This is a genomic window from Rhizobium sp. Nf11,1 (assembly GCF_050587665.1).
GTDB lineage: Bacteria > Pseudomonadota > Alphaproteobacteria > Rhizobiales > Rhizobiaceae > Rhizobium.
Genome location: NZ_JBOBHU010000007.1, coordinates 175,155 through 197,465 on the forward strand (window position 1 = coordinate 175,155; position 22,311 = coordinate 197,465).

The 22,311-nt window shown below is 61.9% G+C and carries 16 protein-coding genes; 7 read left to right on the top strand and 9 right to left on the bottom strand.

Features of this window, described 5'->3' with window-relative positions:
* Positions 1-231 precede the first annotated feature (231 nt).
* The 4 genes from ACQ7C1_RS13300 to ACQ7C1_RS13315 all read right to left on the bottom strand — a co-directional run bounded on the left by ACQ7C1_RS13300 (position 232) and on the right by ACQ7C1_RS13315 (position 7,674).
* Positions 232-2,016, bottom strand: a complete 1,785-nt coding sequence (locus tag ACQ7C1_RS13300; RefSeq protein WP_430958638.1) for an IlvD/Edd family dehydratase — start codon at positions 2,014-2,016, stop codon at positions 232-234.
* Positions 2,017-2,302: 286 nt separating this feature from the next.
* Positions 2,303-5,503: an efflux RND transporter permease subunit gene (locus tag ACQ7C1_RS13305; protein ID WP_085779211.1), complete on the bottom strand. Its 3,201-nt coding sequence runs from the start codon at positions 5,501-5,503 to the stop codon at positions 2,303-2,305.
* 118 nt (positions 5,504-5,621) lie between these two features.
* Positions 5,622-6,812 (bottom strand): efflux RND transporter periplasmic adaptor subunit, encoded by a 1,191-nt coding sequence (locus ACQ7C1_RS13310; protein WP_097600686.1) that lies wholly within the window; start codon positions 6,810-6,812, stop codon positions 5,622-5,624.
* 46 nt (positions 6,813-6,858) lie between these two features.
* The gene (locus ACQ7C1_RS13315; protein WP_430958580.1) at positions 6,859-7,674 is read right to left on the bottom strand and encodes an alpha/beta hydrolase fold domain-containing protein; all 816 of its coding nucleotides are present in this window, start codon (positions 7,672-7,674) and stop codon (positions 6,859-6,861) included.
* A 165-nt stretch (positions 7,675-7,839) separates the two neighbouring features.
* Here ACQ7C1_RS13315 and ACQ7C1_RS13320 point away from each other — a divergent pair, with 165 nt between their 5' ends.
* Entirely contained in the window at positions 7,840-8,751 is a 912-nt protein-coding gene (locus tag ACQ7C1_RS13320) for a LysR family transcriptional regulator (RefSeq protein WP_097600688.1), read from the top strand.
* A 243-nt stretch (positions 8,752-8,994) separates the two neighbouring features.
* Here the strand turns inward: ACQ7C1_RS13320 and ACQ7C1_RS13325 are convergent, their stop codons facing one another.
* Positions 8,995-9,738, bottom strand: coding sequence for an SDR family oxidoreductase (locus ACQ7C1_RS13325; protein WP_085779215.1), 744 nt, complete (start codon positions 9,736-9,738; stop codon positions 8,995-8,997).
* A 116-nt stretch (positions 9,739-9,854) separates the two neighbouring features.
* On the opposite strand from ACQ7C1_RS13325, the gene ACQ7C1_RS13330 reads away from it, so the two are divergent.
* The 3 genes from ACQ7C1_RS13330 to ACQ7C1_RS13340 all read left to right on the top strand — a co-directional run bounded on the left by ACQ7C1_RS13330 (position 9,855) and on the right by ACQ7C1_RS13340 (position 11,768).
* On the top strand, positions 9,855-10,763 hold the full coding sequence (locus ACQ7C1_RS13330) for a LysR family transcriptional regulator (RefSeq protein WP_430958581.1): 909 nt from the start codon (positions 9,855-9,857) through the stop codon (positions 10,761-10,763).
* 25 nt (positions 10,764-10,788) lie between these two features.
* Positions 10,789-11,103, top strand: coding sequence for a hypothetical protein (locus ACQ7C1_RS13335; RefSeq protein WP_184453633.1), 315 nt, complete (start codon positions 10,789-10,791; stop codon positions 11,101-11,103).
* A gap of 65 nt (positions 11,104-11,168) precedes the next feature.
* Complete coding sequence (locus ACQ7C1_RS13340; protein WP_430958639.1) at positions 11,169-11,768, top strand: DNA-3-methyladenine glycosylase; 600 nt, start codon at positions 11,169-11,171, stop codon at positions 11,766-11,768.
* Here the strand turns inward: ACQ7C1_RS13340 and ACQ7C1_RS13345 are convergent, their stop codons facing one another.
* From ACQ7C1_RS13345 to ACQ7C1_RS13355, 3 genes are read right to left on the bottom strand one after another with little or no spacing between them, the layout of a single operon-like run.
* Positions 11,769-13,310 (bottom strand): DHA2 family efflux MFS transporter permease subunit, encoded by a 1,542-nt coding sequence (locus ACQ7C1_RS13345; protein WP_430958582.1) that lies wholly within the window; start codon positions 13,308-13,310, stop codon positions 11,769-11,771.
* A complete protein-coding gene (locus tag ACQ7C1_RS13350) occupies positions 13,303-14,526 on the bottom strand; it encodes an HlyD family secretion protein (RefSeq protein ID WP_430958583.1) in 1,224 nt (407 codons plus the stop codon). The genes ACQ7C1_RS13345 and ACQ7C1_RS13350 overlap by 8 nt, the downstream gene beginning before the upstream one ends.
* Complete coding sequence (locus ACQ7C1_RS13355; RefSeq protein WP_430958584.1) at positions 14,519-14,983, bottom strand: MarR family winged helix-turn-helix transcriptional regulator; 465 nt, start codon at positions 14,981-14,983, stop codon at positions 14,519-14,521. Before ACQ7C1_RS13355 ends, ACQ7C1_RS13350 begins: the two co-directional genes overlap by 8 nt.
* 230 nt (positions 14,984-15,213) lie before the next feature.
* On the opposite strand from ACQ7C1_RS13355, the gene ACQ7C1_RS13360 reads away from it, so the two are divergent.
* The 3 genes from ACQ7C1_RS13360 (at position 15,214) to ACQ7C1_RS13370 (ending at position 21,375) form a co-directional block, all read left to right on the top strand.
* Entirely contained in the window at positions 15,214-16,755 is a 1,542-nt protein-coding gene (locus ACQ7C1_RS13360) for a cation:proton antiporter (RefSeq protein ID WP_430958585.1), read from the top strand.
* 259 nt (positions 16,756-17,014) lie between these two features.
* Positions 17,015-18,193 carry an efflux RND transporter periplasmic adaptor subunit gene (locus ACQ7C1_RS13365; protein ID WP_430958586.1) on the top strand — a complete coding sequence of 393 codons (1,179 nt, stop codon included), beginning with the start codon at positions 17,015-17,017 and terminating at the stop codon, positions 18,191-18,193.
* Positions 18,190-21,375, top strand: a complete 3,186-nt coding sequence (locus ACQ7C1_RS13370) for an efflux RND transporter permease subunit (RefSeq protein WP_430958587.1) — start codon at positions 18,190-18,192, stop codon at positions 21,373-21,375. The genes ACQ7C1_RS13365 and ACQ7C1_RS13370 overlap by 4 nt, the downstream gene beginning before the upstream one ends.
* Before the next feature lie 134 nt (positions 21,376-21,509).
* Here the strand turns inward: ACQ7C1_RS13370 and ACQ7C1_RS13375 are convergent, their stop codons facing one another.
* Positions 21,510-22,247, bottom strand: a complete 738-nt coding sequence (locus ACQ7C1_RS13375; protein ID WP_430958588.1) for a metallophosphoesterase family protein — start codon at positions 22,245-22,247, stop codon at positions 21,510-21,512.
* Positions 22,248-22,311: the final 64 nt, after the last annotated feature.

Here is a 22,311-nt window from a genome sequence, read left to right on the forward strand (position 1 = left end):
AGAAGCCGCGCCGATGGTCTTGACCACGCGTATAATCGTTTTCGATGCAATGCAGTAAGCTTCGTTTCCGCATTACCATGAAACAATGCCGTTGCAAGCTCAAGAAAATTACTTGGCGCCCAATAACTTCCGGCGCGGATAAATGTCGCGCCGAAATCTCTCGCGTACTCAACCCGGAGGACAGGAAGCATTTCAGCGGAAATTAGCCACTATCGCTGCCCTGCGCCGGAATCAATGGTTGTGCCGTGGCAGGTTTTTCGCGATCTGGCGAAACTCCGACGCACCTTCCAGAACCGCGCCGTCCGACAGCTGCGTCACCGAGCGGCGGTAGATCTGCTGCCACGGCGTGGCATCCGCGGGCACCGGCGGAATACCGTCGCTCCTGCGCCGCTCGATCTCCGCGTCGTCGACCAACATGTCGCAGCGCCCCTGGTTGAAGTCGATGCGGATGATATCGCCGGTGCGAAGCCAGGCGAGGCCGCCCCCGGCAGCGCTTTCCGGTGATGCATTGAGGATCGACGGGCTGTCGGCGGTGCCCGACTGACGTCCGTCGCCGATTGTCGGCAGGCTGCGAATGCCACGCTTCAACAGATGATCCGGCGGCTGCATATTGACGACCTCGGCTGATCCCGGCCAGCCGAGCGGCCCCGCGCCGCGGATGACGAGGATGGTATCCTCGTCGATGCCGAGTTCGGGGTCGTTGATGCGCTTGTGATAATCCTCGGAACCGTCGAAAACCACCGCCTTGCCCTCGAAGACACCTTCCCGCCCGGGTTCCAGAAGATAGCGCTGGCGGAAATCCTCCGAGACGACGCTCATCTTCATGATCGCGAAATCGAAGAGATTGCCCTTGAGAACGAGGAAGCCCGCCCGCTCCTTCAGCGGTTCGTCAAATGGCCGAATGACCTCGCGGTCGCTGGCCTGCCGACCGTCGAGGTTCTCGGCCATCGTCCTCCCCGTCACCGTGCGACAATCGCCGTCGAGTTTTCCGGCCTGCAGCAGCTCCCACATGATCGCCGGCGTGCCGCCGGCGCGGTGGTAGCGCTCGCCGAGATAGGCCCCCGCTGGCTGGACATTGGCCAAAAGCGGGATATCGAAGCCGTACACCTGCCAATCATCGGGATAAAGTTCGACGCCGGCGTGCTTGGCCATCGCAGCCAGATGCGGCTGCGCATTGGTCGAGCCGCCGATCGCCGAATTGGTGCGGATCGCATTGAGGAAAGCAGCCCGCGTCAGGATATCCGATGGCTTCAGATCCTCGAACACGATCTCGACGGCGCGCCGTCCGGTGCGGTAGGCCATCTGCCCCCGCTCGCGGTAGGCGGCCGGGATGGCGCCACAGCCGGTGAGCGACAGGCCGAGTGCTTCCGCCAGCGCATTCATCGTTGAGGCTGTGCCCATCGTGTTGCAATGGCCAACGGACGGAGCCGAGTCGAGCGCTGCCTGCAGGAACTCCTCCCGATCGATCTCGCCTGCCGCATATTTCCGCCGCATCCGCCAGATGACGGTGCCGGAACCGGCCAGTTCGCCTTCGTGCCAGCCATCGAGCATCGGACCGCCGGAAAGCACGATAGCCGGAATATCGACCGTCGAAGCAGCCATGATCGCCGAAGGCGTGGTCTTGTCGCAGCCGGTGGTCAACACGACACCGTCGAGTGGATAGCCGTAGAGGATTTCGACGAGGCCGAGATAGGCAAGATTGCGATCGAGGGCGGCGGTCGGACGCTTGCAGTTCTCGAAGATCGGATGTGTCGGAAACTCGATCGGTATTCCGCCTGCGTCGCGAATGCCGTCGCGCACGCGCTTGGCGAGCTCGATATGCACTCTGTTGCAGGGCGTTAGATCGCTGCCGCTTTGGGCAATCCCGATGATCGGCTTGCCCGAGCGCAGCTCTTCCGGGGTGATGCCGTAATTCATGAAACGCTCGAGATAGAGCGCCGCCATGTCAATATGATCGGGATTGTCGAACCAATCCTGCGAACGCAGGCGGCGTTTCTTCGTTTGGCGGTCCGTCATCATTATCCTCCCGATCGGCCACTCTTCTCTTCGAAATTTAGAAGCGAAGCGCTGCAGTCCGCCTCAGCAACTTCCGCAAGCGCGCCGGCTTTGCCGGTCTCGCTTATCCGGACAGCGGGGCCCGCGCCGATCCTCCCATCTGCTATCCGCCTTTGATAGTCCCCTCCTCCACGGTTGCAACCGTTTTGATGAACGTAACGCATTTTCATCGGGTGCCAGAAAAACGATACGGGCGAGAACCGAAGTTCCCGCCCGATTTACTCGACAAAGGAAGGTTGAATTTCGCTTATTCCGCCGCGAGCCGAATGACCTCGGCCTCTTCCTCCTTGTGTTCGTCCGGCTTGTGCTGGATGAGCGGGCGATTGCCCGTCAGCCGCCGCAGCAGCACGTAGAACACCGGCGTCATGAAGATGCCGAAGAAAGTCACGCCGATCATTCCCGAGAACACCGCAACGCCCATCGCCGCACGCATTTCCGCGCCCGCGCCGGTCGAGACGACGAGCGGCACGACGCCCATGATGAAGGCCATGGAAGTCATGAGGATCGGGCGAAGGCGCAGGCGACTGGCTTCGACCGCGGCTTCGCGCGGCGTCCGGCCCTCGAACTCCAGTTCGCGAGCGAATTCCACGATGAGGATCGCGTTCTTCGCCGACAGGCCGACAAGGACGACCAGGCCGATCTGGGTGAAGATGTTGTTATCTCCGCCGGTGAGCCAGACGCCTGTCAGAGCGGCCAGGACACCCATAGGTACGATCATGATGATCGCCAACGGCAGGGTCAGGCTTTCATACTGTGCGGCAAGCACCAGGAACACCAGCAACAGCGCGAGCGGGAAGACGACGACGCTCGAATTGCCGGCAAGGATCTGCTGATAGGTCAGGTCCGTCCATTCGAAGTCGATGCCAGCAGGCAACGTCTCGTGTAGGATCTTCTCGATCGCCGCCTGTGCCTGGCCAGACGAGAAGCCCGGCGCCGGCCCGCCGTTGATATCGGCGGCGAGGAATCCGTTATAGCGGTTCGCCCGCTCCGGACCCGTGCTCGGCTCCACCTTCAGAAGTGCCGAAAGCGGGATCATCTGGCCCGACGCCGAACGAACCTTCAGCTGACCGATATCTTCCGGCTGAGCGCGGAATTTCGCGTCGGCCTGCACACGGACGCTGTAGGTGCGGCCGAAGGCATTGAAGTCGTTCACATAGAGCGAGCCGAGATAGATCTGCAGCGTCTGGAAGACGTCGGTGACGGACACTCCGAGCTGCTCGGCCTTGGCGCGGTCGAGATCGGCATAGAGCTGCGGCACGTTGATCTGGAAGCTGGAGAACAGCCCGGCGAGCTCAGGCGTCTGGTAGGCCTTGGCAAGCACTGCCTTGGTCGCCTCGTCGAGCGCCTGGTTGCCCAAGCCTGCGCGATCCTCGATCTGCAGCTTGAAACCGCCCGTCGTGCCGAGACCGTTGACCGGCGGCGGCGGGAACATGGCGATGAAGGCATCCTGGATTGCGCCGAATTTCTGGTTCAGCGCCATGGCGATGGCGCCGCCAGAAAGATCCGGCGTCTTGCGCTCCTCGAAATCCTTCAGCGTCACGAAGACGATGCCGGCATTCGAGGAGTTGGTGAAGCCGTTGATCGACAGGCCGGGGAAGGCGATTGCATTGGCGACGCCGGGCTGCGCGAGCGCGATATCGGTCATGCGCTTGATGACGTCTTCCGTGCGATCGAGGCTTGCGGCATCCGGCAGCTGAGCGAAGCCGATCAGATATTGCTTGTCCTGCGACGGCACGAAGCCGCCGGGAACCGTGGTGAACATGCTGTAGGTCGCGCCGACCAGCGCCAGGTAGACCACCATGACGATGCTCTTGCGCGACACCAGGCCGCCAACACCTTTACCATAGGCATTCGAGCCTGCGCCGAAGACGCGGTTGAAGCCACGGAAGAACCAACCGAAGATCGCGTCCATGAAGCGCGTAAGCCAGTCCTTGGGCGCGTCGTGGCCCTTCAGCAGAAGGGCGGCAAGCGCCGGTGACAGGGTCAGCGAGTTGAAGGCCGAGATGACGGTCGAGATCGCGATCGTCAGCGCGAACTGACGATAGAACTGACCCGACAGGCCAGAGATGAAGGCGAGCGGCACGAAGACCGCGACGAGCACCAACGCGATCGCGATGATCGGACCGGACACTTCCTTCATCGCCTTATAAGTGGCCGCGCGCGGCGACAGACCATGCTCGATATTGCGCTCGACGTTTTCCACCACCACGATGGCGTCGTCCACCACGATACCGATCGCAAGCACCAACCCGAATAGACTGAGCGCGTTGATCGAGAAGCCGAAGACATACATGACCGCGAAGGTGCCGATGATCGAGACCGGAACCGCGATCAGCGGAATGATCGACGCGCGCCATGTCTGCAGGAAGACGATGACGACGAGGACGACGAGCGCGATGGCTTCGAGCAGCGTGTCGATGACCTTCTCGATCGAGGAGCGCACGAATTTCGTCGTATCGTAGACGATCTCGTATTTGACGCCCTCAGGCATGGCCAGTTGCAGCTGATCCATGGTTGCGCGCACATTGTCGGCGATTTCGATGGCATTCGAGCCGGGCGCCTGAAGGGCGGCCACGGCGACGGCCGGCTTGCCGTCGAGCAGCGACCTGAGCGTATAGTCGGCGGCGCCAAGCTCGATGCGGGCGACGTCGCGAAGGCGGGTGATCTCCCCATTGGCGCCCGTCTTGACGATGATGTTGCCGAACTCCTCGGGCGTGCGCAGGCGGCCCTGTGCATTCACGTTGAGCTGCAGGTCGACGCCCGGCTGGCTCGGCGACGCGCCGATAATGCCGGCGGCCGCCTGGACGTTCTGCGAGCTGATCGCGTTGCTGATGTCGCTGGCGGCAAGTTCATGCTCGGCGGCCTTCTGCGGGTCGATCCAGACACGCATCGAATAATCGCCGGCGCCGAAGACCTGCACCTGGCCGACGCCGGGGATGCGGGCGAGCCGATCCTTGATGTTCAAGGTCGCGTAGTTGCGAAGATAGGTGATGTCGTGGCTGTTCCCGTCGGAGACGAGGTTGACGACCATGATGAAGTCGGGCGAGCTCTTGACCGTGGTGATCCCGAGCGCGCGCACTTCCGCCGGCAGGCGCGGTTCGGCCTGGCTGACGCGGTTCTGCACGAGCTGCTGCGCCTTGTCGGGGTCAGTGCCGAGCTTGAAGGTGACGGTGACGTTGAGCACGCCGTCCGAGGTTGCCTGGCTCGACATGTAGAGCATGTCCTCGACGCCGTTGATCTGCTCTTCGAGCGGTGTCGCCACCGTTTCGGCAATGACGCTCGGATTGGCGCCGGGATAGGTGGCGCGCACGACGACCGACGGCGGCACGACGTTGGGATATTCGGAAATCGGCAGCGCGCGCAGGCCAATCAGGCCGGCAACCACGATGAGGACCGAAAGAACGCCGGCAAAGACCGGTCGGTCAACAAAGAATCTGGAGATGTTCATATCAAAGCCCTCTCCGGGGTGAACATGGATGCAACGTCCCTTTCCGGCGGTTTGGGGAGCCGCCGGTGGGTCCTGTCATTTCGGAAATTGGCCTTCCCCGAGAGGGGAAGGCTGCGTCTTACTGCGCGGTCGCGACTTTCTCTTCCATCTGCGGAATGACGACGGCGCCCGGACGGATGCGCTGCAAACCGTTGACGACGATCTTTTCGCCGGCGGTGAGGCCGCTTTCAACCACCCGCTGCCCCTCAGCCAGAGCGCCGAGCTGCACCTGCCGGTATGCGACCTTGTTGTCGCCGTCGACGACGAAGACGAACTTCTTGTCCTGGTCCGTGCCGACGGCGCGGTCGCTGATGACGATCTTGTTCTCAGCCTTCGGCTGGCCCATGCGCACGCGCACGAATTGGCCGGGGATAAGGCGTCCGCCCGGATTATCGAAGACGGCGCGCACGCCGATGGTGCCGCTCGATGCGTCGACCTCGTTGTCGATCAGCTGCAGCTTGCCCTTGATCGGCGTGCCTTCGTCGGCGAGCGTGCCGACCTCGACCGGAATCTCTTCGACGGGCGGCAGAGCGCCGTCCGTCTGCGGCAACTGGGCGAGAGCGCGGGTCACCATCTCTTCGCTGGCGTTGAAGCTCGCATAGATCGGATCGACCGAAACGAGTGTCGTCAGCGCAGGCGAAGCCGATCCGGCCGCAACCAGGTTGCCTGTCGTCACCTCGATCTTGCCGATGCGGCCGGAAACCGGCGCCCGCACCTGAGTGTAATCGAGATTGAGCTGAGCCGACTGCAACGCAGCCTGCGCTGATCGCAGTCCTGCCTGCGCCTCGGCCAGCGCGCTCTGGCGCTGATCAAGATCGCTCTGGGAGATGGTGCGGTTGTCGGACAGCCTGCGGCCGCGGTCAAGCTCGGTCTGCGCCAGGCTGACCTTGGCTTCGGCCGAAGCGACCTGGCCTTGAGCCTGCGCCACGCTAGCCTGGTAAGGAGCCGGATCGATGGTGAAGAGCAGGTCACCCTGCTTCACCAGCGCCCCCTCACGGAAAGCCACCGAAAGGATGGCGCCTTCGACACGGGGACGGACCTGGACACGATCGACCGCTTCGAGACGGCCGGAAAAGGTCTCCCAGGCCGTCACGTCGCGGGCTTCGACCATGGCCACCGTCACCGGTACGGCAGGAGGCTGCGCGGGAGCGGAAGCTGCCGTAGCCGTCGTGCTCATCGGCAGCTCGAAAAACAATGCAGCGCCTGAAACGGACGCAATAAGTCCTATGCCGGCGCCCACGAGGGCCCAGCGCTTGCTTCTGGACGTCATCAGTACTCTCCTTGCGGCCCCAGGCCGCCGAAATATCAGATCTTCTTCAATGCAATTGCGGTTGGACACTTACGTCCTGAAGGAAACTTCCGAAATGGCGGCTGACGTGTTCCTGCCAGTCGGGTGTCTCCCCAGATTTCCCACCATAAATCGAGGGCCAGCCCGTCCCGGCGGGAAGGACATGCTGGCGCACACCGACGCCGGCCTTTTTCAGGCGGGCACCGTAACCAAGTGTTTCGTCGTGCAGAGGATCATCCTCCGCGGTGAATATCAGCGCCGGCGCGAGGCCTGAAAGACGCGAACAGAGGCAGGGGGCCGCGTAGGGGTGGCAGCCGCCACCGCTCAGATAATGGCTCCAGCCGTCCGCCCAGCGCTGCCGCATACCGATCGCTTCGGCCTTGCGGATCGACGACGTGCCCATGAAGGGATCGAGCAGCGGTGAAATCAGTACCTGGCCGTCGAGCGCGTCCGGCATCTGATCGCGCGCCTTGAGCGCCACTCCGGCCGCGACATTGCCGCCCGCCTCCTCGCCGGCGACAAACAGCAGCGACTTCCGGTCGCCCAGACCGGCGGCGCGCTTGTTGGCGAGATAAGTGAAAACGGAGAAGGAGACTTCCAATGCCTTCGGAAAGAGGTTGCCGGACAGTGTGCTGTAGTCGACGGCGGCGACGATGGCGCCGGCTTTGGCGAGACTGACGGCAACCGGCCGGTCGACATTCGTTTCGCTGTCGAGAAATGCGCCCCCATGCAGGTAAAGCACGATGGGCGGACCCTTGCCGTAATCGGCGCCCTGGTAGACACGCGCGGAAACGGGGCCGATGGCCACCTTATCCAGCATCATGTCCTTCCATTCTACCGTCATCGGTCCGGTCTCTTTTGCACGCAACCGCAGGCACACAACACCTGCCGCTTGCATTTCGTATAAAAAAGATATTGTTATTCAGAACAGGGAATAAGAAGCAATATCACGATAACACTGTTCCGATTCTCGAATAATGGTGCAACGCAAACTGCGGACTTGAAACCGATGGATCAACTTTCGGCAATGCGCGTCTTCATCCGCGTCGTGGAGACGGGCAATTTCACCCGCGCCGCCGACATGCTCGCCATGCCCAAGGCGACGGTGACCAACCTCATTCAGGGTCTCGAAGCGCATCTGCGCACCAAGCTCCTGAACCGCACCACGCGCCGGGTCATGGTGACCACGGACGGCGCACTTTATTATGAACGCGCCGCCCAGATCATCTCCGAGCTGGAGGAACTCGATGGCAGCCTCTCCAATTCGCAAAGCCTGCCGAGCGGGCGGTTGCGCATCGAAATGAGCGGCGCTTTTGCCGACGCCATTATCGTTCCGGCACTTTGCGACTTCTACCAGCGCTATCCGGATATCCGTCTGGACCTAGGGGTCGGCGACCGCACGGTAGACTATCTGGTCGAAAACGTCGATTGCGCGCTGCGGGCCGGTACGCCCACCGATCAGTCACTGATCGCCCGGCGGGTTTCGGAGATGGAACTGATCACCTGCGCTTCGCCGAGCTACATTCAGAAATTCGGCATGCCCGAACGGCCGGAGGATTTGGAGACCACGCACTACTCCGTCAATTATTTCCGCGCCCAGAACAACCGAACGCTGCCTTTCGAATTTCGCAGGGGCAACGAAATGGTCGAGACGACCCCACGCTGCATTGCCTCGGTCAATGACAGCCGCACCTATCTGACCGCGGCCCTGACGGGGCTCGGCGTCGCGCAGGTGCCGACCTTCATGGCGCGTGAACCGATGCGGCGGGGCGAACTCGTCCGCGTGCTGCCGGACTGGCGCCGTGACCCGGTGCCGCTCTATGTGGTCTATCCGCCGAACCGCCACCTCAGCAACAAAGTCCGCGTCTTCGTCGATTGGCTGGTCAAGCTCCTGGTCGAGGCCAAGCTGAACGATTTCTAGAGCATGCCGCGCGGCGGCAAAACAGAGACGGCCCGGAAGGCAGAGAAACCTTCGACGGGCCGTAAAATTTGAACATCGAACCTGTCGCGCCGCAGACTGGACGCGGCAGGCTCTGGAGGTTCGGGAGAGAGCGTCAGGGAACTCCACTCTCTCGCGATAAAACAACTATAGGCACTCTCCACACGATTGTAAGGGGGGAGACCTACAATCTTCAATCACATGATTGCGATGAGGGCGCCTTCATCAGATCACGCCGCCGTTGGCGCGCAGTGTCTGACCATTGATCCAGCCGCCGTCCGGGCCGGCGAGAAAGGCGACTGCGGAGGCAATGTCCTCGGGCGATCCGAGCCGTTCCAGCGGATTCATCTTCGACATGCGGGTAATGAGTTCCTCCGTCTTGCCGTTCAGGAAAAGATCGGTCGCCACCGGCCCGGGCGCAATGGCGTTGACGGTGATGTTACGGCCGCGCATCTCCTTGGCCATGATTGCCGTCAGCGTTTCGACGGCGGCTTTGGTGGCGGCGTAAACGCCGTAGGTTTCGAGCTTCAAGCCGACGACCGAAGTCGAAAAGTTGATGACCCTGCCGCCATCGCGCAGACGCCGGGCCGCTTCCCTGAGTGTATTGAACGTGCCCTTGAGATTGACGCCGATCTGGCGATCGAAGTTTTCGTCGTCAGTCTCGGCGAGCGGCGACAGCATCATGATGCCGGCATTGTTGACAAGCACATCAACGCCGCCAAAGGCGCCTTCCGCAGCGTCGAACATCCGCCGGACGGCTTCAGCATTGCTGACATCCGCCTTGGCCGTCAGCGCCCTGCCGCCAGCCTGTTCGATCTCCCGGGCGAGGTCCTCGGCCGCTGCCGCACTGCCGGCATAATTGACGACGACGGTGAAACCCTCCCTGGCGAGGCGTCTGGCTACGGCCGCGCCGATACCGCGGGAAGCGCCGGTGACGAGTGCGACCTTGCTGTCTTTGTTGGAAGCCATTGTTCTTCTCCTTTTACGCCGCAGCGCGTTTTCGATGAGAAGAAGATGCGCCTTTTCTTCCGCCGGTTAATCGTGCATTCTCCGGCATCACTATCCGGAGAACACGAACAAACAAGATGGACAGATTCGATGCCATGCGTGTGTTCTGCCGTGTTGTGGAGCGCCGCAGCTTCACCCTCGCAGCGGAAGACACGGGCCTGCCGCGCTCGACCGTTACCGACGCGGTCAAGCAGCTCGAGGCCCGCCTCGGCGTGCGCCTGCTCCAGCGCACGACACGCCATGTCAGCCCGACGCTCGACGGCGAGGCCTACTACCAGCGCTGCCTGTCGATCCTCGCCGACATCGAGGATGCGGAAGGGGCCTTTGCCGGCGCCAGACCGAAAGGCCTGCTGCGTGTCGATGTGCACGGCACGCTCGCACGCCATTTCGTGCTGCCGAGCCTGCCGTCCTTTCTGGAGACCTATCCCGAGATCGAGTTCTATATGAGCGAAGGCGACCGGCTGGTCGATCTTGTGCGCGAAGGCATCGATTGTGTGCTGCGCGTCGGTACGCCTGCGGATAGCGACATGACCATCAGGCGTGTCGCCGTGCTTGATGAGATCACGCTAGCCTCTCCCACCTATGTCGCCGCCCGTGGCCTGCCGCAGCATCCGGACCGGCTTGCCGGCCACCGCATGGTCGGCTTCCGCTCCAGCAGCACCGGCGGTCTGCTGCCGCTCGAATTCATCGTCGATGGCGCGGCGCGCGACATAACCATTCCGGCGACCGTCACCGTCAACGCCGCCGAAAGCTATGTTGCTGCAGCGAGGATGGGCCTCGGCCTGATCCAGATCCCGCGCTACCACGCCGAAAAAGATCTGTCCGACGGCACGCTGGTCCAAGTGCTCGAGGATTTTCCGCTGACCCCCACGCCGGTCTCCCTGCTCTACCCCCGCAACCGCCAGCTTTCGCCGCGTGTGCGCGTCTTCATCGATTGGCTGGTGAAGGTCTTCGCTCGACAAAATTCCAAAAACACGCTTTGCTAACATGAGCGCGTTTGGGGGAACGGCCATGGCACTCAGCGATATCACCGTCTACCAGACGGAAGACGGCTTCGTCGTCGAATTCGGCGGTGAAGGCGAAGACAGCATTGCCGTAACGCTGCGAAGCGCACCCGAACTGACCTTGGAAAACGCGGTCGCGCGCGCCAAGGTCCTGCTTGCGGCAGCAATCGAACCAGCCCATGGCGACGGCGCGCGCAGCAAGGATCCGGCCTTGCTCGAAGAAGAATTGGAGGAGGGCCTGGAGGATTCCTTCCCGGCGAGCGACCCGGTCTCGGTTACATCATCCTCGATTCCCATGCGTGATCCGAATGCCGGCCGCTGACGCGGCCGGCCTCATCAAATGGTTTTGGGATGACGGCGACGGCAGCGAATGTTATCTGCTCGGTTATGACCGATGGTGGAATGACAAAGGGCGCGATCGGCGCCGGCGCGCTTGCCGGCGAAGGCCTCAGGGCGTTTTTCGAGCGCGACGCGATCACCGTGGCCCGCGACCTGCTCGGCTGCCATCTGAGCGTGGATGGCGCCGGCGGCCGCATCACCGAGACCGAAGCCTATTTCCCCGATGACGAAGCCTCGCACAGTTTTCGAGGGCCCACCAGGCGCAACGGCGCCATGTTCGGCCAGCCCGGCAATGTCTACATCTACCGCATCTACGGCATGTACTGGTGCCTGAACTTCGTCTGTCATCCGGGCTCGGCCGTGCTGATCCGGGCGCTCGAGCCGGAAACGGGAATTGCCGCTATGACGGAGCGGCGCGGCACTGATATGCTGACGGCGCTCTGCAGCGGCCCGGGCAAGCTCTGCCAGGCGCTCGGCATCGACATCGAAATCAACGACAGGCTGCTCGACCGCTCGCCTTACGCGCTGACACCCTCCGCGCCGGTGCCGATCGTCGCTGGCAAACGCATCGGCATCACCAAAAATGCCGAAGCACCATGGCGCTTCGGCATTCAGGGATCGCGATATCTCAGCAAGCCGTTTCGCTGATCACTCCATGACCGCACTGTGGTCGACGGCAGGCGCGGCCTTCGGCTTGCGCAGCAACAGCACCAGCGGAATGACCGCGAGCGACATCAACATCAAGAGCTTGAAATCGTCCATATAGGCGATGATGGTCGATTGCAGCGTGATCATCTCGTTGAGCGAAGCGCGGCCGGCGGCCGTGAGCGGGCTCAACCCCTGCGCCGCGGCCGCATTGAAGGCGTGGTTGAAAGGCGTCACATAGGCGGCGATCGACTCATGATTGCTCTGCGTGTTCTCGACGATCAGTGCCGAGACGATCGAGATGCCGACCGCCGAGCCGATGTTTCGCGACAGATTGTAGAGGCCGGTGCCGTCGCCACGCATTTGGGCGGGCAGCGTCGCGAAGGCGATCGTCGTCAGCGGCACGAAGAGAAAGCCGAGGCCGGCGCCCTGGATGAAGCCGACCGAGACGATCGTCCATTGCGAAACATCAGGCGTCCATCCCGTCATATCGTACATCGCCCAGGCTGTCAGGCCGAGACCGAGCACCAGCAGCAAGCGCGTATCGACCTTGCCGATCAGCCGCCCGACAATGAACATACAGAGCATGGTGCCGAGCCCGCGCGGCCCCATGACGATGCCGGCGGTGATGACGGGATAGCCCATCAGCGTCTGCAGATAGGGGGTCATCAGCGCCAGCGAGGCGAGGTAGGTGACGCCAACCACGAAGATGAAGATCATGCTCACCGTGAAGTTCTGGTCAAGAAACAGCTTCGGATTGACGAAGGATTTCTCTGCGGTCAGCGTGTGCACCAGAAGCAGATAGAAGGCGGCGGCGCAGACAATCGCTTCGACCATGATCTCGCCCGAAGAGAACCAGTCGAGCTGCTCGCCGCGGTCGAGGAAGAGCTGCAGCGCGGCGATGAACAGGCTCATCATCCCGAAGCCGAACCAGTCGAGTTTGGCGAGTGCATCCCGCTTGGTCTCGGCAACGAAGACGACGATGCCCATGAAGGCGAGCGCGCCGATCGGCACGTTGATATAGAACACCCAGCGCCAGCTGATATTGTCGGTCAGCCAGCCGCCGATGACCGGGCCGAGCACCGGCCCGACCATGACCGAGACGCCGAAAAGCGCCATGGCCGAGCCGCGTTCCTCCACCGTATAGATGTCGAGGAGAATGCCCTGGGAAAGCGGCACCAGCGAGGCGCCGAACAGGCCCTGCAGCAGGCGGAAGGCAACGATCTGGTTCAGCGATTGCGCCAGGCCGCAGAGAACGGAGGCGGCCACGAAGCCAGCGATAGCGACGAGCAGCACGCGCTTGCGGCCGAATTTGGCGGCGAGGAAACCGGAGGGCGGCGTCATGATCGCCGCCGCAACGATATAGGAGGTGAGCACCCAATTGATCTGGTCGGCGGAGGCCGACACGCTGCCCTGGATATAGGGCAGCGCCACGTTGGCGATCGTCGTGTCCAGCGCCTGCATGATGACGGCGAGAATGACGCAGGCCGTGATCGCGCCGCGATTGGCGACCCGGGTCGCCGGAGATGCGGGAGCGTTACTCATGGTCCTTGCCCTGAGGCCGGCCCAGAAGCGTGTTGACGAAATCGGGCAGGCCGCGGGCATGGCCGGTATCGACATCGACGACCGTGCTCATGCCGACGCGCAACGGCGGCTTGCCTGCGGCATCCTCGATGCTGACGCGCATCGGAATGCGCTGCACGACCTTCACCCAGTTGCCGGTGGTGTTCTGCGCCGGCAGCAGCGAGAAGCTGGAACCCGAAGCCGGGCTGATGCTCTCGACCTTGCCCCTCCAGCTCACGCCGGGATAAGTGTCGACATGGATCTCGGCCGACTGCCCAGGCTTGACGTAAGTCAGCTCGGTTTCCTTCGGGCTGGCGGCTATCCACAAATGGTCGGTAGCGACGAGCGAGAAGGCCTGCTGCGAGGCCTGCAGGTAGGAGCCGACCTGCAGCGCGTTGACATTGGTGACGATGCCGTCGAAGGGCGCCTTGACGACACTGTGGTCGAACTCGCGCTGGGCGTTGTCGACCTGCGATTTGGCCTGCAGGTAGAGCGGGTTTTCCTCGACCGGCTGGTCGGCCCTGCCGCCGAGCTGGGCGAGCGTCGTTGCTGCTTCCGCCTTGGCGACGGCAACCTTCTGCTGAGCGGCCTCGAGATTGTGCTTGGCCTCGTCATAGGCGGATTGCGTCGCGCTGCCGTTGTTGACGAGGGCCTGCTGCCGGTCGAACTGATCCTGGTAATAGGGCAGATCGGCTTGCGCCTGCGTGATCTCGGCAAGCGACTGCTGATAGCTGGCCTTGAGGTTCATGATCTGATTGCGCTGCACGCCGAGCTGCGCTTTGGCGCCGTCGAGCGCGATCTTGAAGGAATCGGCCCTCAGGCTGAAGAGCACCTGCCCCGCCTTGACCGCCTCGTTTTCATGCACGTCGATCCGGTCGACGATGCCCGAGACATCCGTGGTGACCCCGACCATATCGGCCTGGACATAGGCGTTGTCGGTCGACATCACCTGACCGCCATTGACGTAATAATAACCGCCGACAACGAGCGCGACCGGCAGCAGGGCGAAGAGAACGGGCCGCGTGAGACTGCGCCGGCGGCGGACCTTGTTGCCGCCAGGCGCAGCCACGGCGACAGCCGGCGCTGAACTGGATGAAGGCGCTTCGGCTACCGTTTCCTGCTGTTTCGCTTCATTTTCTTCAATAGGTGACTTTGCATTGGCGTCGGCAACGACGCGGAGGGGAGATTGATCAGCCATCGTTCATCTCATTCTCGTCAACCGGGGTCCGGCATGCCTGGACCAGGTTGGTCTTCATTATGGACAGGATGTGGAAAAGCTGCTCACGCTGCTCGACCGAGACACCTTCCAGCGCCTCTGCGCGGGTCACATCGCCAAGTTCGCGCATTTCGGCGAGCAGAGGATGCGCTTCGTCGCGCATGTAGAGCAGCCAGATCCGCCGGTCAGTCGGATGCTGGCGGCGCTCAATGAGCCCGCGTTCAGCGAGTTTGTCGAGAATACGCACCAGCGTGATCGGCTCGACTTCGAGAATTTCGGCAAGGCCGCCCTGATGGATGCCCTCGTTATTCGAGAGATAGGCGAGCGTCTGCCATTGCGAACGGGTCAGCCCAAGACACTTGGCGCGTTGCTCGAAGCGCTTGCGCAGCAGTCGTGCGACATCGTGGAGAAGGAATCCGAGTGTGGGCGTGGCGTTCATGGAAACCTATGCCGGATATTTATAAGCATACTTATGATGTGCTCACATATATTGAGCGCAGGCGCTCGCACAAGAGCGTAAGCCGCAGATTCTGCAACCGGAGCCAAAATGCCGCAGCCCGCAGCCGGCAGCTTGCCGTCCCTCACAGCTTTAGGCTCGAACGGTGGCCGTGGCATCGCCTGGCCCTAGTTTCTGGCAAGAACTATCCGCTGAAATGGTCTGGAGGGCCTATGGCGTTCTTCGAAAGCATGCTGACGCTGCTCTTGGTGGCGATCATCTTCCTGCAATTCTCCAGGAAGTTCCGCGTGCCTTATCCCACCATGCTGGCAATCGCCGGCATCATTGTCGCTGCTTTCCCGTGGGCTCCGGAGGTGGCGATCGATCCCAGGCTTGCGCTGGCGCTCTTCATCGCACCCGTACTTTTCGACGCCGCCTACGATTTGCCGCCGAGGACGTTGAGGCGCAACTGGCTGCCGCTCTTTTCGCTTGCCGCAATCGCCGTCATTTTGACGGCCGCGTCCGTTGCCGCAGTCGGCGTCGCAATGGCCGGTCTGCCGCTTGCCGTGGCCGTCGCACTCGGCGCCATCGTGGCGCCGCCGGATGCGGTCGCGGCGACCGTCATGCTCGACCGCTTCAATCTGCCCCGTCAGACCTATGTAATTCTCAAGGGCGAGAGTCTGCTCAACGATGCCGTCGCCCTCCTCATCTTCAGCGCCGCAGTGGCGGCCGCCACCAACCCCGCCTTCCTGACCAGCATTCTGGCAGAATTGACGCTGGCAGCGCCGGGTGGTCTCATCCTCGGTTATCTTCTTGGCCGTCTCTACATGATCGTTGGTCTGAAGCTCGCTGGCACGCTCGGCGGCACATTGCTCGAGTTCGTCGCCACGTTCGGCACGTGGATCATCGCCGAGCGACTGCACCTTTCGGCGATCCTGGCGATCGTCGCATATGCCATGGTGATCGCCCGCTACATGCCGGAGCGGCAGACGGCCCGCCACCGCATTCATTCCTATTCGGTTTGGGAAGCCGCGGTTTTCCTGCTTAACGTGCTCGCCTTCCTGCTGATGGGCTTGCAGGTCCGCCAGATCGTCCTCGATCTCGATCCCGGCCGGCTGAGTTTTGCGATCAGCTTGGCAACCGCGGTCTTTGTCACCGTCATCGTCGTGCGCCTAGCCTGGGTGCTCGTCTATAACCGCGCCATCACCTTTCTTGCCGAGCGCGGTCTCACGACACAAGCCGCTCCCTCATTTGCTGCGAGCCTGCTTGCCGGCTGGTGCGGCATGCGCGGTCTCGTCACGCTCGCAACTGCGCTCGCCCTGCCGATCGACTTCCATGATCGCGATATTATCCTGCTCAGCGCGCTGGCCGTCGTTCTCGGCACGCTCATTGTCCAGGGGCTGACGCTCGGGCCGCTGATCCGCTTCCTGAAATTCGATCCGGACAAATCCCTGAACCGCGATCTCACCAAAGCCCGCGTGGCATTGATCGACGCGGCTCTTGCCGAGCTTGAAGGCGAGGACAAATCCACCCGAATCCTGCGCGACGTTTACACCTCGGAGCGTGAGATTGCTGCCGACGGAAGACACCCGCGCGAAGTCAGCAGGCTCGATAGGCAGCGCCGCAGCGTCATCGCCGCGAAACGCCGAAAACTGGCGGAGATGCGTCGTGCCGACGAGATTGATGACGATGTTTTCCATGCGTTGGAACAGGAGCTCGACTGGGCAGAGCTCGCCGTCCTGCCGCCCGGCCGCGACGAAATCGTCGAGAGCTGACGCCGCCCATGAGTTTTGACGGATCGCTGAACGGCAGCCAATTGGCATTTGCTATTTTTCGCCGCTGCCGTTTATATCCAGTTTCATAGCGTTACGATTTTTCCGATTTGCATTGCATGCCGGCCTTCCTTTCCAGAATTGAACGCCGGGGGAAATCACGGAGGCAAGGCCTTCGTTCAAAGCAGCAAGACATGAATAGCATCACTTCATCTTAAGTTCGGTGGCAGTCGATCGGCCATCGCGATTGGAGGGACCGATTATGACTTTCGCGCTTCGACCGATATTGATGCTCGGCTGCATCGCCACGTTCATGCCTCTGGTCGCGATGGCGCAGGGCGCACCGTCCGCCCCTCCCCCTGTCACGGTCGCAAAGCCGGTGGTGCGCGATGTCATCGACAATGACGAATTCATCGGCCGTTTCCAGCCGGTCGACGAAGTCTCCGTGCGTTCGCGCGTCGGGGGCTACCTACAGGAAGTCCATTTCGAGGACGGCGCCTTGGTCAAACAGGGCGACCTGCTTTTCGTCATCGACCAGCGGCCGTTCGTCACCGCGCTCAACCAGGCAAAGGCCACGCTTGAAGCGTCGCAGTCCACTCTTGTCTTCGCCGACGCTCAGTACAAGCGCGCCCAGTCTCTCGCTTCGAGCGGCAGCCAATCCGCGCAGACGCTCGACGATCGCCGCCGCGAATTCGATTCCGCTGAGGCCAATGTCCGCGGCGCTCAGGCCGCGGCCGACCGCGCGGCTCTCGATCTCGAATATACCGAGATCCGGGCGCCACTCAGCGGCCGTATCGATCGCCGCTTGCTCTCGACCGGCAATCTCGTGCAGGCCGACCAGACGGTGCTCACGACGATCGTCTCCCTCGATCCAATCGACTTCTATTTCGATGTCGACGAGCGCCGCCTGCTGAATTTCGCCGACACCGCACGCAAGCAGGGCAAGGACCTGCAGCTCGGAGGCGGCGGTGTCGACGTATCCGTCACGATCTCCGATCCGACCGCCAAACCTTTTATGGGGAAGCTCGATTTTGCCGAGAACAGGGTGGACAACGAGAGCGGCACCATCCGCATCCGCGCCCGCCTTGCAAATCCTGATCTCGTCCTGCAGCCGGGCCTGTTCGGCCGTGTGCAGGTCGCAGCCTCCAATACATACAAGGCCATCCTCGTCCCGGACGAGGCTATCGGCTCCGACCAGAATGAACGTGTCGTCTATGTGGTCGATGCGCAAGGCAAGGTTTCGACCAAGCCCGTGAGGCCCGGACCGCGGCTCTACGGCTATCGCGTCATCCGTGAAGGCCTCGACGGCAACGAGACGATCATCGTCAACGGGCTGATGCGCGCCCGGCCTGGCTCGACCATCACGCCGCAGATGAGCGAGCTGCCGCAGGAGCGGCAGGACACTGCGCCCGAATCCGCGAATGCGGAGACCGGACAATGAGATTTGCGCACTTTTTCGTGGACCGGCCGATCTTCGCGGCCGTCATTTCCATCCTCTTTCTGGTCGTCGGCGGCATCGCCTATACGCAGCTGCCGGTCTCTCAATATCCGGAGATCGCGCCGCCCACCATCGTCGTGCGCACCTCCTATCCGGGCGCCGACCCGCAGACCATCGCCGACACCGTTTCGACCCCACTCGAGCAGCAGATCAACGGCGTCGAAGACATGCTTTACATGTCTTCCTATTCCAGCGCCGACGGCGCCATGTCGCTGACGATCACCTTCAAGCTCGGCACCGATCTAGATAAGGTGCAAGTCCTAGTCCAGAACCGCGTTTCCATCGCCCTTCCCCGCCTTCCCGAGGAAGTCCAGCGCCTCGGCGTGACCACGGACAAGAGCTCGCCCGACCTGATGATGGTGGTGCACCTCCTGTCGCCATCGCATCGCTACGACCAGCTCTACGTCTCCAACTACGCCCGCAACCGCATCCGCGACGTGCTCGTGCGTCTCGACGGCGTCGGCGACGTGCAGATCTTCGGCGAACGCCAGTATTCGATGCGCATCTGGCTCGATCCGGAAAAGCTCTCCGCCTACGGCATGACGTCCGACGACGTCGTTTCGGCCTTGAGGGACCAGAACGTCCAGGTATCGGGCGGCAAGATCGGCGCACCGCCGGTGACCGGCAGGAACGCGTTCGAATATACGGTGCGAACGGACGGGCGCTTTTCCGATGTGCGCGAGTTCCGCTATGTCATCGTCAAATCGACGGGAGCAGGCCGGCTCGTGCAGCTGCAGGATGTAGCCCGTATCGAACTTGGCGCCCAGGACTACGTCACCAACAGCTATCTCAACAACGACCCTGCGGTCGCGCTCGGCGTCTTTGCCCGGCCGGGAACCAATGCACTCGACACGGCCCACCAGGTCCAGACGCTGATGAAGGATATTTCCCAGAATTTCCCGGAAGGCCTGGAATATCGCATCGTTTACGACACGACCGAATTCATCTCGGACTCGATCAACGAGGTCTATAGAACCATCGCCGAAGCGGCCATCCTGGTGGCTATCGTCGTTCTGGTTTTCCTGCAATCCTGGCGGACCGCGATCATACCGATCGTCGCCATTCCCGTATCGCTGATCGGCACCTTCGCGGTTCTGCTCGCCTTCGGCTTTTCGCTCAACATGCTGACGCTCTTCGGCCTCGTGCTGGCGATCGGCATCGTCGTCGACGATGCGATCGTGGTGGTGGAAAACGTCGAGCGAAATCTGGCGCGCGGAATGACGCCGAAGCAGGCGTCGCACGTGACGATGGACGAAGTCGGAACCGCTGTCGTGGCGATCTCGTTGGTCCTGATCGCGGTATTCGTGCCGACGGCTTTCATCCCCGGTATATCGGGCCAGTTCTACAGGCAGTTCGCCGTGACGATCTCCGTCACCACTGCCATATCGGCCTTGAACTCCCTGACGCTTTCGCCGGCCCTCGCGGGCATATTGCTGAAAGCCCATGATCACCAGACGAAGCGCAAGAGCATCGCCTCACGGCTGGGGACAGGTCTTGCAAGCGGCTTCAATCGCGGCTTCGACCGGATGAGTTCGGGCTACTCATGGATTGTCCGGCACCTTGTCAGAAGCTGGGTAGGCCTGACCTGCTCGATGCTCGCCTTTGCCGCCCTTCTGGGCGCAACATGGTACATGAGCACCAGGGTTCCCTCGGGCTTCATCCCCACTATGGACCAGGGTTACGCGATCATCGTCGTGCAGCTTCCCGACGGTGCCTCGCTTGCGCGTACCGATGCAGTCGTCAAGAAGGTGGGCGATATCGCCCGAACCGTGCCCGGCGTCGGCAACGCCGTGCAGTTTGCCGGCTTCAGCGGAGCGACGTTTACCAATGCTTCGAATTCGGGCGTTGTCTTCGTTCCGTTCAAATCCTTTGCCGAACGCGAGGAAGGCGGAGAGAACGCCAACAAGATCATCGGCGAACTCTTCGGCAAGCTGCAGAGCATCCAGGAAGCCTTCATCATTGCCATCCCGCCGCCGTCCGTGCGCGGCGTCGGCAACTCCGGCGGCTTCAAGATGCAGATTTCCGATCTTGAAAACCCTGATATGACGCGCGTGCTCGGCCTTGCCCGCCAGATGATGGGGGCGGCGGCTACGACCGAGGGTCTCACCGGTGTCTTTACGACGTTCTCCGATGCCAGTCCGCAATATTTCCTGTCGATCGACCGCGACAAGGCGCGCTTCCTGAACGTGCCGATCCCCAATATCTTCAATGCGCTTTCGGTCAATCTCGGCGTCGCTTACGTCAATGATTTCAACGCGTTCGGCCGTGTCTACCAGGTTCGCGCCCAGGCCGACCGACAATACCGGATGGACAAGGAAGACATCCTCGCCCTGAAGGTGCGCTCGGCCACCGGTGCGCTCGTGCCTTTGGGAACGCTGATGGACATTCAGGATTCCAGCGGACCGGCGCTTGTCCAGCGCTATAACATGTATGTCTCGGTGCCGCTCCAAGGCAATCCGACCCCCGGCACCTCGACCGGCGATGCCATCAAAAAGATGGAGGAACTGGCCGCCAAGATCCTGCCGCCGGGAACGACTTTCGAATGGACGGAACTCGCCTATCAGGAGACTCATACCGGCAACACCGCCGTCTATATCTTCGCCCTCTCCGTCATTTTCGTCTTCCTGGCGCTGGCCGCCCAATATGAAAGCTGGGTTCTGCCACTTGCGATCATTCTCATCGTTCCGCTTGCTGTACTCGCGGCACTGATTGGAGTGTGGCTCAGAGGCATGGACAACAACGTCCTGACCCAGATCGGCCTGATCGTCCTGATCGGACTGGCGGCGAAGAACGCCATTCTGATCGTCGAATTTGCAAGACAGGCGGAAGAGGAAGGCAAATCGCCGGTGGAGGCCGCGATCGAGGCCAGCCATCTTCGCCTGCGCCCGATTCTGATGACGGCATTCGCCTTCATCTTCGGCGTTCTGCCGCTTGCCATCGCCACCGGCCCCGGTGCCGAAATGCGTCAGTCACTCGGAACAGCCGTTTTCTCGGGCATGCTCGGCGTGACGCTCTTCGGCCTGTTCCTGACGCCGGTCTTCTACGTCGTGCTGCGCGGCCGACGCCGCAGCCGCTTGGTTGAAAGGCCTGTCGAAGCCGTTCCGGCCGAAAGGGAGACAGTCTGATCACTCTAGCCTGTCGCGCAAAAGTGTGCAGCGGTTTTGCGGCAACGACATGTTTGAAAACTAAGGCTCAAGCGCAGGGGAGAATCTGAAAGATTGCGACGCGCCTTATGACACAGCCTCGTGCTGGGACGATGTCAGGTGGAAAACAAATGCACCCGGCCCTGCCAGAACCGTGCGACGGTCAGCTTGCCGCTGCGAAAGGCGCGTGTATCGAGATTGAGCCGCCTCGGGCGAATGTCAGGCTCATCGCTGGGCGTATGGCCATGCACGACGAGCTTCGGCAAAGGAACCCTGCTTTCGAGAAAGCGGTGGCGGATAAGGACCAGGTCCTCCTCCGTCTGAGCGGAGAGCGGCAGCATCGGATCGATGCCGGCATGCACGAACACCACGCTCGGTGTGTCCAGCATGATCGGCAGCGCCCGCATGAAATCGATATGCGTATGCGGCAGCGACTGCCGCAGAAAGGCGTCGAGCTGCGCGCCGGAGGGGAAGACGAGCGGCAGATGCTCCGGATCGAGCCCATAGGATTTAAGCGATTCCGCCGATCCCATCCGCATCCAGTCGTCATAAGGGAGCCAGCCGTCGACATAATCGAGCATGGCGATCTCGTGATTACCGGCAAGACAGATACGGTCGAAACCATCAGGCGGCGGCTCCATGAGGTGAGTAATGACCTGTGCCGATTCCGGGCCCCGGTCGATATAGTCACCCAGCGTCACGATCAGCTTTTGCCCGGGCAATCGCGCGCCATCTTGCAGAATCGCCTCCTCAGCCTTCAGAAGCAGGTCGTAGCGGCCGTGAATGTCGCCGATCGCATAAGTTGGAATCTCGGCGATATCCAGCGTCAGGCGCGGTCTCGGCTGGCGCCCCATTTTCCAAACCTCGCTATGGCGAGCAAGTGCTTCACCCATCATATTCCTCGATTGGATAGCCCGG

Excerpts from the sequence above, each read along its gene's own strand:
- ACQ7C1_RS13305 (WP_085779211.1), bottom strand. The coding sequence starts at position 5,503 with ATGAACATCTCCAGATTCTTTGTTGACCGACCGGTCTTTGCCGGCGTT.
- ACQ7C1_RS13350 (WP_430958583.1), bottom strand. The coding sequence starts at position 14,526 with ATGGCTGATCAATCTCCCCTCCGCGTCGTTGCCGACGCCAATGCAAAG.
- ACQ7C1_RS13365 (WP_430958586.1), top strand. The coding sequence starts at position 17,015 with ATGACTTTCGCGCTTCGACCGATATTGATGCTCGGCTGCATCGCCACG.
- ACQ7C1_RS13335 (WP_184453633.1), top strand. The coding sequence starts at position 10,789 with ATGGCACTCAGCGATATCACCGTCTACCAGACGGAAGACGGCTTCGTC.
- ACQ7C1_RS13375 (WP_430958588.1), bottom strand. The coding sequence starts at position 22,247 with ATGGGGCGCCAGCCGAGACCGCGCCTGACGCTGGATATCGCCGAGATT.
- ACQ7C1_RS13340 (WP_430958639.1), top strand. The coding sequence starts at position 11,169 with ATGACCGATGGTGGAATGACAAAGGGCGCGATCGGCGCCGGCGCGCTT.
- ACQ7C1_RS13330 (WP_430958581.1), top strand. The coding sequence starts at position 9,855 with ATGGACAGATTCGATGCCATGCGTGTGTTCTGCCGTGTTGTGGAGCGC.
- ACQ7C1_RS13355 (WP_430958584.1), bottom strand. The coding sequence starts at position 14,983 with ATGAACGCCACGCCCACACTCGGATTCCTTCTCCACGATGTCGCACGA.
- ACQ7C1_RS13310 (WP_097600686.1), bottom strand. The coding sequence starts at position 6,812 with ATGACGTCCAGAAGCAAGCGCTGGGCCCTCGTGGGCGCCGGCATAGGA.
- ACQ7C1_RS13370 (WP_430958587.1), top strand. The coding sequence starts at position 18,190 with ATGAGATTTGCGCACTTTTTCGTGGACCGGCCGATCTTCGCGGCCGTC.
- ACQ7C1_RS13300 (WP_430958638.1), bottom strand. The coding sequence starts at position 2,016 with ATGACGGACCGCCAAACGAAGAAACGCCGCCTGCGTTCGCAGGATTGG.
- ACQ7C1_RS13325 (WP_085779215.1), bottom strand. The coding sequence starts at position 9,738 with ATGGCTTCCAACAAAGACAGCAAGGTCGCACTCGTCACCGGCGCTTCC.
- ACQ7C1_RS13345 (WP_430958582.1), bottom strand. The coding sequence starts at position 13,310 with ATGAGTAACGCTCCCGCATCTCCGGCGACCCGGGTCGCCAATCGCGGC.
- ACQ7C1_RS13315 (WP_430958580.1), bottom strand. The coding sequence starts at position 7,674 with ATGACGGTAGAATGGAAGGACATGATGCTGGATAAGGTGGCCATCGGC.
- ACQ7C1_RS13320 (WP_097600688.1), top strand. The coding sequence starts at position 7,840 with ATGGATCAACTTTCGGCAATGCGCGTCTTCATCCGCGTCGTGGAGACG.
- ACQ7C1_RS13360 (WP_430958585.1), top strand. The coding sequence starts at position 15,214 with ATGGCGTTCTTCGAAAGCATGCTGACGCTGCTCTTGGTGGCGATCATC.